Source organism: Methylobacterium sp. CCH5-D2 (assembly GCF_001556475.1).
Taxonomy (GTDB): domain Bacteria; phylum Pseudomonadota; class Alphaproteobacteria; order Rhizobiales; family Beijerinckiaceae; genus Methylobacterium; species Methylobacterium hispanicum.
Genome location: NZ_LSIX01000561.1, coordinates 1 through 7532, shown reverse-complemented (window position 1 = coordinate 7532; position 7532 = coordinate 1). Strand labels below are relative to the sequence as shown.

8 protein-coding genes are annotated in these 7532 nt (G+C 73.0%); 6 read left to right on the top strand and 2 right to left on the bottom strand.

Annotated features, from left to right (window positions below):
* The 4 genes from AX737_RS14400 to AX737_RS14385 form a co-directional block, all read left to right on the top strand.
* Positions 1–1502 (top strand): molybdopterin cofactor-binding domain-containing protein (locus AX737_RS14400; RefSeq protein WP_066922405.1); only part of this gene is annotated, 1502 nt, incomplete at its 5' end.
* 173 nt (positions 1503–1675) lie between these two features.
* Positions 1676–2305, top strand: a complete 630-nt coding sequence (locus AX737_RS14395; protein ID WP_066922402.1) for a uracil-DNA glycosylase family protein — start codon at positions 1676–1678, stop codon at positions 2303–2305.
* 46 nt (positions 2306–2351) lie between these two features.
* Positions 2352–3050: an orotidine-5'-phosphate decarboxylase gene (pyrF, locus tag AX737_RS14390; protein ID WP_066922400.1), complete on the top strand. Its 699-nt coding sequence runs from the start codon at positions 2352–2354 to the stop codon at positions 3048–3050.
* A complete protein-coding gene (locus AX737_RS14385; RefSeq protein ID WP_066922398.1) occupies positions 3050–3394 on the top strand; it encodes a DUF1330 domain-containing protein in 345 nt (114 codons plus the stop codon). The genes pyrF and AX737_RS14385 overlap by 1 nt, the downstream gene beginning before the upstream one ends.
* 126 nt (positions 3395–3520) lie before the next feature.
* Here the strand turns inward: AX737_RS14385 and AX737_RS14380 are convergent, their stop codons facing one another.
* Positions 3521–4165 carry a TetR family transcriptional regulator gene (locus tag AX737_RS14380; protein WP_066922396.1) on the bottom strand — a complete coding sequence of 215 codons (645 nt, stop codon included), beginning with the start codon at positions 4163–4165 and terminating at the stop codon, positions 3521–3523.
* A gap of 224 nt (positions 4166–4389) precedes the next feature.
* Here AX737_RS14380 and AX737_RS14375 point away from each other — a divergent pair, with 224 nt between their 5' ends.
* Entirely contained in the window at positions 4390–5160 is a 771-nt protein-coding gene (locus AX737_RS14375) for a glucose 1-dehydrogenase (protein ID WP_066922407.1), read from the top strand.
* Between the two features lie 6 nt (positions 5161–5166).
* On the opposite strand, the gene AX737_RS14370 is transcribed toward AX737_RS14375, so the two are convergent.
* Positions 5167–5739 carry a polysaccharide biosynthesis/export family protein gene (locus AX737_RS14370; protein WP_066922394.1) on the bottom strand — a complete coding sequence of 191 codons (573 nt, stop codon included), beginning with the start codon at positions 5737–5739 and terminating at the stop codon, positions 5167–5169.
* Positions 5740–5930: 191 nt separating this feature from the next.
* Here AX737_RS14370 and AX737_RS14365 point away from each other — a divergent pair.
* A partial coding sequence (locus AX737_RS14365; RefSeq protein WP_156453719.1) for a GumC family protein occupies positions 5931–7532 on the top strand: 1602 nt, incomplete at its 3' end.

The window sequence follows — 7532 nt, the reverse complement described above, 5'->3', positions numbered from 1 at the left end:
CGGCGGTCGTCGCCCACCCGCCGCGCTTCGGCGCCACCGTGACGGGCTTCGACGACGCGGCCGCCCGCAAGGTCGCGGGCGTGATCGACGTGGTGGCGGTCCCGAGCGGCGTCGCGGTCATCGCCCGCGACACCTGGGCGGCGATGAAGGGCCGCGAGGCCCTGAAGGTCACCTGGGACGAGAGCGCGGCCGAGACCCGCTCCTCCGACGCGATCCTGGCCGCGTACCGCGAGACGGCCAAGCGCCCCGGCATCGTCGCCTCCGAGCGCGGAGACCCGGCCGCCGGCATCAAGGGCGCGGCCCAGGTCCTGGAGGCGGAGTTCAGCTTCCCCTACCTGGCGCATGCCGCGATGGAGCCCTTGAACGCCACGATCGAGCGGGCGCCGGACGGCACCTACGACATCTATGCGGGCTTGCAGTTCCAGACGATCGAGCAGGCGACCGCCGCCGCGATCCTCGGCGTCACCCCCGACAAGGTCCGGCTGCACACGCAGTGGGCCGGCGGCTCCTTCGGCCGGCGCGCCACGCCGTCCGCCGACTACATCGCGGAGGCCGCCCACATCCTGAAGGCCTGGGACGCGAAGGCGCCCGTGCACCTCGTCTGGACCCGCGAGGACGACATGACGGGCGGCTACTACCGCCCGACCGTCTACCACAAGATCCGGGCAGGCCTCGACGCCAAGGGCGCGGTGACCGGCTGGCAGCACGTCATGGTCGGCAAGTCGATCATGATCGGCTCGCCGTTCGAGGCGATGCTGGTGAAGAACGGCGTCGACGGCACCACGGTCGAGGGCGCCTCCGACACGCCCTACGCCCTGCCGGCCTACCGCTTCGAGGTCCACAACGCCCGCGAGGGCGTGCCGGTGCTGTGGTGGCGCTCGGTCGGCCACACCCACACGGCGCACGCCATGGAGGTGATGATCGACGAGTTGGCCCACGCCGCCAAGGTCGATCCGGTGGCCTACCGCCTCTCGCTGCTGGCGAACGCGCCGCGCCTCGCGGGGGTGCTCAAGCTCGCGGCCGAGAAGGCGGGCTGGGGCGCGACGCAGGAGAGCGAGAAGGGCCGCGCCCTCGGCGTCGCCGTCCACGAATCCTTCGGCTCCTACGTGGCCATGGTGGCCGACGTCACCGCGGGCGCCGGCAGCATCAAGGTCAACCGGATCGTGGCGGCGGTCGATGTCGGCATCGCGGTCAACCCGGACATCGTGCGGGCGCAGGTCGAGGGCGCGGTCGGCTTCGCGCTCTCCTCGGTCCTGCGCAACCGCGTCACCCTGAAGGACGGCGTGGTGCAGGAACGGAACTTCGACGCCTACGAACCGACCCGGATGAGCGAGATGCCGGAGGTCGCGGTGCACATCGTGCCGAGCCAGGCGGCGCCGACCGGCATCGGCGAGCCGGGCGTCCCGGTCCTGGCGCCTGCCATCTCCAACGCGGTCTTCGCGGCGACCGGCCAGCGCCTGCGCGCGCTGCCCCTCGACCTCGCCGGCCTGAAGGGCGTGTGATTCGCCGCACATCGCGGCGGCGGTCACGGGGTCTAAGCCCGTTCTCGAAAGCACCCCAAGGCTTTCTAGACCCCAGCAAGACCCCTTCACGGCGCGGCTCACCCCGCGCCGTTTTTTCGTGTCCGTCCCGGCGCCCTGGCCGTTCATCGTGGCAGCCCCCATCTGCCGGATGGATGACCACCCCCGACACCTTCGCGACGACCGCCACGCGCCTGCGCGCCTGCCGGATCTGCCGCGACGCCCCGCTCTACGGGCCGCCCCTGCCCCAGGAGCCCCGGCCGATCGTGCAGGGCTCGGGCACCGCCCGGCTCTGCATCGCCAGCCAGGCGCCGGGCACGCGAGCGAACCGCACCGGCAAGCCCTTCACGGACCCCTCCGGCGTGCGGCTGCGCGCCTGGCTCGGCCTCGACGAGGCGGCCTTCTACGACGCCGCCCGCGTTGCCATCGTGCCGATGGGCTCGTGCTTCCCCGGCCTCGACGCCAAGGGTGGCGACCGGCCGCCGCGGCGGGAATGCGCGGAGCGCTGGCGAGCCGAGCTCTTCGAGGGCCTGCCGGACCTCGAGCTGATCCTGGTGATCGGCCAGTACGCGCAAGGGTGGCACCTGGGCAGGATGCCGGGTGGGCTCACCGCCACGGTGCGCGGCTGGCGCGCGATCCTCGGCCGGCCGGGCAGGCCCCGCGTGCTGCCACTGCCGCACCCCTCCTGGCGCAACAACGGCTGGCTGAAGCGCGAGCCCTGGTTCGAGGCCGAACTGCTTCCCGTCCTGCGTGCCGAGGTCGCGCGGGTGATGGCGCGCGATTGACAAACGGTGAGGCCGGCCCGATCCCTCGCGCCCGACCGGAGACCGCATGAGCCAGATCACCGACCCGCGCGACCGCCTGATCGTCGCCCTCGACCTCGCCGACGTGGAGGGCGCCCGCGCCCTGGTGGACCGGATCGGGGATGCGGCCACCTTCTACAAGATCGGCTACCGGCTCGGGTACGGCGGCGGCCTCGCCTTCGCGCGCGCGCTGACGGACCGCGGCCTCAAGGTGTTCCTCGACCTGAAGCTCCACGACATCGGCAACACGGTGGAGGAGGGCGTGCGGGCGGTGGCCGACCTCGGCGCCAGCTTCCTCACGGTGCACGCCTATCCCCAGACCATGCGGGCGGCGGTGCGCGGCCGGGGCGGACGCCTCAAGATCCTCGCCGTCACGGTACTGACGTCCTACGACGAGGCGGACGCGCGGGAAGCCGGATACGCCCTGCCGGTCGCCGAGATGGTGGCGCGGCGCTCGGAGCAGGCCCGCGAGATCGGCATCGACGGCATCGTCTGCAGCGCTGCCGAGGCGGCGGCGGTGCGCGGCATCGTGGGACCCGACCGCCTGATCGTGACCCCCGGCATCCGTCCGGCGGGGTCCGACCCCGGCGACCAGAAGCGGGTGCTGACGCCCGGAGAGGCACGCCGGGCCGGCATCGACCACGTCGTGGTCGGCCGCCCGATCACGGGCGCGGCCGATCCGCGGGCCGTGGCGCGGGCGATCGTCGAGGAGATGGAGTCGGCGTGATGGCCAGAGGCTACTGGATCGTGCGGGTCGATGTGAGCGACCCGGAGGCCTACGGGCGCTACGCGCAGGCGAACGGGGCGGCGTTCGCCAAGTTCGGAGGGCGCTTCCTCGTGCGGGGCGGCGGCTTCGAGGCGGTGGCCGGCACGGCGCGAGCCCGCAACGTGGTGCTGGAATTCCCGACCTACGAGGCGGCGCTCGCCTGCTGGAACTCCGACCTCTACCAAGAGGCCCGCGCACTCCAAGGAAGCACGCAGGCCGAGATCCTCGTGATCCAGGGCTACGACGGCCCGCAGCCCGGCGCCACGGAGGCGCCGCCGACCGCGAGCACGCCGGCCTCGGAGTAGGGGACCAGCGCTCTATCCGCCTCAGGGCCCGCTCGGCACAGGCGCTTGCTCTGCAGGGGCGGAATTGCGGCGTGCGCCAGCCTCACACCGAGGCAGCACGCAGCATCCGTGGAGCGGACGCGCGTCTCATCCCGCAGCCGGGCGCGCCGGCCGCAGGGCGCGCAGCGCGAAGGCGACGATCTGCTCGAGGGTCGGTTCCGGCACCTGCGGCAGCTGGCTCACCATGAGCGGGTGGGTGTGGCGCAGGATCGCGGCCTGCACGCAGCGGGCCGCGACCGCCGGATCCTCCGCCTCGAACTCGCCGCTGCGGACGCCGTCGCGCACGATGCGCTCGAACACGGCGCCGATGCGGTCGACATGGTGGCGGCAGACCTCCCAGCTCTCCCCCATCGCCGCCTCGACCATCTCGTGGATGCGCGGATAGCCGGCCCAGCGCTCGACCGTATCGCGGTGAAGCATCGTGATCGCCTGCCGCAGCCGCGCCTCGGCGGAGAGGCCGGCCGCGTCCGCGATCCGGGCGATCAGCGCCTCGACCTCGCCGGTGACGCGCTCGACCACGGCCTCGTTGATCGCCTTCTTCGAGTCGAAGAAGCGGTAGACGTTGGCCGGGCTCATCTTCAGCGTCTTGGCGATGTCGGCCACCGTGGTCTTCTGGTAGCCGATCTCCCGGAACGAGCGCTCGGCCACCGCCAGGATGCGGCAGCGCGTGGTCGGCGCGCTCTCCTCGGGCGCGCCGTCCTGCGCGGGATCCGGATGGGCCAGGGTCGTCATTCTCGCTGCATGTGCCGTGGCGGGGGCTGCTGAGCCGGCTTGCGTCCTGATTAGGCAGGCCGGCCCGGCCCGTCAAAAGACGCCGGCCCCGGCGCGGCGGTTCCGGACGGGGACGATGCGCCGCCGCCGCGGGTCCGGAACCGCGCCCGCGGGCATCGATTGCCATGCCGACGGCGGCGCATCACCGCGATCCGGGCCGTCGCGCCGGGGAGCGGGCGACACGCATGAAGCTGCAGAACAAGCGGGCCCTGGTGACGGGCGCCGATTCCGGTATCGGCCGGGCCACGGCCGAACTCCTGGCCCGCGCGGGCGCGGACGTGGCGATCACCTACCACACGGACGCGGACGGCATCCGGGAGACGCAAGCGCGCGTCGAGGCCGCGGGCCGCCGGGCGCTCGCCCTTCAGCTCGACGTCGGCGACCCGGGCGCGGTGCGGGCCGCCTACGACACGATCGCGAGCCGGTTCGGCGTGCTCGACATCCTGGTGGCCAACGCGGGGCAGGCGATGAGCGGCATGGCCGTGGCCGACATGGAGGACGCGCGCCTCGAACAGATCCTCAGGGTGAACCTGATGGGGCCGCTCTTCACCGTGCGGCCCTTCATCCACCTGCGGCGGGCGGCCGGCGGGCGCGGCAAGGTGGTGTTCGTCTCCTCGGTCGCCCAGCACCTGCCGACGCCCGAGAGCGCGCCCTACGGCATGTCGAAGGCCGGGCTCGGCTCGCTGTGCCGCAGCCTGTCGCGGGAGCTCGCCGAGGACAGGATCAACGTGAACAACGTCGCGCCCGGCCTCATCGAGACGCCGATGACCGCCGACCGCTTCGAGAACCCCGACAAGCTGGAACAATCCCTCGAGCGGATCCCCTGGCACCGGGCCGGCCAGCCGGAGGACATCGCCCAGGCGATCCTCTACCTCGTCTCGTACGAGGCCGATTACGTCACGGGCCACACCCTCGTGGTCGATGGCGGGCTCACCATGCAGTGGGGCGGCGCCTGAGACGGCTCAGAAGAAGCGCTCCTTGATCACGATCGTGTCGCCGGGGCGCACCGGATAGCTCATCGGCACGATGCCGTTGACGAGGCCGCCCGGTCCGCCACGGGTCAGCACGGCGTAGTCGCGGGCGGCCCGCGGGCCGAAGCCCGCCGCGATCGCGACCGCGCTCTCCACCGTCATGCCGTTGACGTAGGGGTACTGGCCCGAGGTCGTGACCTCGCCCAGGATGTAGAAGGGCCGGTAGGCATCGACCTCGACGGTGACGTGGGGCTCACGCACGTAGCCCGAGGCGAGCTTCGCCTCGATGGTGCGGGCGGCCTGGGCCGTGCTCTGCCCGCCGATCCCGACCGCGCCGATCAGCGGCATGGCGATGCGGCCGGCGCCGTCGACCGCGTATATGTTCGAGAGGTTGTCCTGCCCGAACACGATCACCCGCAGCTTGTCGCCCGCGGCGAGCGTGTAGCGGGCGCCGATCGAGCCGGTGCCGGTGGCGTCGAGATCCGCGGTGCGGAATTCGGGCCGGAGGCAGCCGCCGAGGGCGAGGCTGCCGGAAAGTGCCAGGAGCAGAGCGCGCCGGTTCATCACACCATGACCGTCGGAGAATACCAGATGGGATGGTGTCTAGTCCGTTAGGGTTAATGAAGACTGACCCGGCCCGTCCCCGGCCCGTCCCCGGCACGGCGATGCGGCCAGCGCTTAACGGCTGCTCAACCTTAACGGCGTCATGATGCGGCCCGGCGGCACGTCCGCCCGTACCGTCGCGAAGGCCGTCCATGTCCCGCTCCAGCCCGCGCGCAACACCCGAAGGCCGCTCCCCGGGGGAGGGCGTCAGCGTGGCCGAGTTGCCGGGCCTGCTGCGCCGCTCCTGGGCCTGGATCCTTCTGCCGACGCTGGCCGCCGCCGCCGCCGCCCTCGCCTTCGTGCAGGTCGTGCCGCCGCGCTACACGGCGGAGGCCAAGCTGCTCCTGGAGAGCCGCGATCCCGCCTTCGCCCGCACCGCTCAGGAACGCGCCGATCAGGCCGCGCCGATCGACGAGCAGGCCGTGGCGAGCCAGGCGCAGGTGATGATGTCGCGCGACCTCGCCCGCGAGGCGGTCCGCCGGCTCAAGCTCGTCGGCAACCCGGAATTCGACGCCGAGGCCGGCACGCCCGGCCCCCTGCGTCAGGCCCTGATGCTGCTCGGTCTCGCCCGCAACCCCCTCGAACGCCCGGCCGAGGAGCGGGTGCTCGACGCCTTCCTCGAGCGCCTGCTGGTCTACCCGGCGGGCAAGTCGCGCATCCTGACGGTCGAGTTCCGCTCGCGCGACCCGGACCTCGCGGCCGAGGGCGCCAACACGGTGGCCGAACTCTATCTCGGCTCCCTGGAGGCGGCGAAGGTCGATACCGCCCGCTACGCCTCGACCTGGCTCGGCGGCAACATCGACACGCTCCGCCGCCGCGTCACCGAGGCCGAGGCGAAGGTCGAGGCCTTCCGGGCCAAGAACGGCCTCGTCTCCGGATCCGGCTCGACGGGGCAGCGCCTGACCAGCCAGCAGCTCTCCGAACTCTCGACCCAGCTCTCGCAGGCGCGCACCATCCAGGCCGACCTCGCGGGCCGGGTGAAGTCGATCAAGGAGATGGTCAAGGACGGGCGCGCCTTCGAGATCCCGGACGTCGCCAACAACGAGCTGATCCGCCGCACGATCGAGAACCGCATCACCGTGCGGGCGCAGCTCGCGCTCGAGTCGCGTACCCTGCTGCCGGCCCATCCCCGCATCAAGGAGCTGACCGCCCAGGTCGGCGAGCTCGACGCGCAGATCCGGGCCGCGGCCGAGCGCATCGGCAGGACCCTCGAGAACGACGCCCGCATCGCCGCCTCCCGGGTCGAGAGCCTGCAGGCCGCCGTCGACGGGCAGCGCGACGTGGTGGTGAAGGGCAATTCGAGCGAGGTCGAGCTGCGCGCGCTGGAGCGCGAGGCCAAGGCGCAGCGCGAGCAGCTCGAATCCTACCTCTCGCGCTACCGCGAGGCCGCCGCCCGCGACGCCGAGAGCGCGACGCCGGCCGACGCGCGCATCGTCTCGCGGGCGGTGCGGCCGGAGCAGCCCTCCTTCCCCAAGAAGCTGCCGACGCTCGGCTTCGCGACGCTGCTGGCCTTCCTGCTCTCGAGCGGCGCGGTGATCGGGCGCCGCCTGCTGGCCGAGCCCGGACCCCACGAACCGCGGGGCGGGGACGCCCCCTGGGACGGCGACGCGCCGCAGGGCGGCGGCGGGCCGGGCGGACCGGGTCCGTCCTGGCGGCGCACCGAGCCCTACAGCTTCCCCGAGGCGATGCCGCCGAGCCGCTGGGAGGGGGGCCTCGCCAACGCGGCGCCGGCCATGCCCGCCCGGCCCGCGGCC

What these genes read in the sequence shown, in the direction of transcription:
- AX737_RS14395 (WP_066922402.1), top strand. Translation starts at nt 1,676, where the DNA reads ATGACCACCCCCGACACCTTCGCGACGACCGCCACGCGCCTGCGCGCC.
- pyrF (WP_066922400.1), top strand. Translation starts at nt 2,352, where the DNA reads ATGAGCCAGATCACCGACCCGCGCGACCGCCTGATCGTCGCCCTCGAC.
- AX737_RS14385 (WP_066922398.1), top strand. Translation starts at nt 3,050, where the DNA reads ATGGCCAGAGGCTACTGGATCGTGCGGGTCGATGTGAGCGACCCGGAG.
- AX737_RS14380 (WP_066922396.1), bottom strand. Translation starts at nt 4,165, where the DNA reads ATGACGACCCTGGCCCATCCGGATCCCGCGCAGGACGGCGCGCCCGAG.
- AX737_RS14375 (WP_066922407.1), top strand. Translation starts at nt 4,390, where the DNA reads ATGAAGCTGCAGAACAAGCGGGCCCTGGTGACGGGCGCCGATTCCGGT.
- AX737_RS14370 (WP_066922394.1), bottom strand. Translation starts at nt 5,739, where the DNA reads ATGAACCGGCGCGCTCTGCTCCTGGCACTTTCCGGCAGCCTCGCCCTC.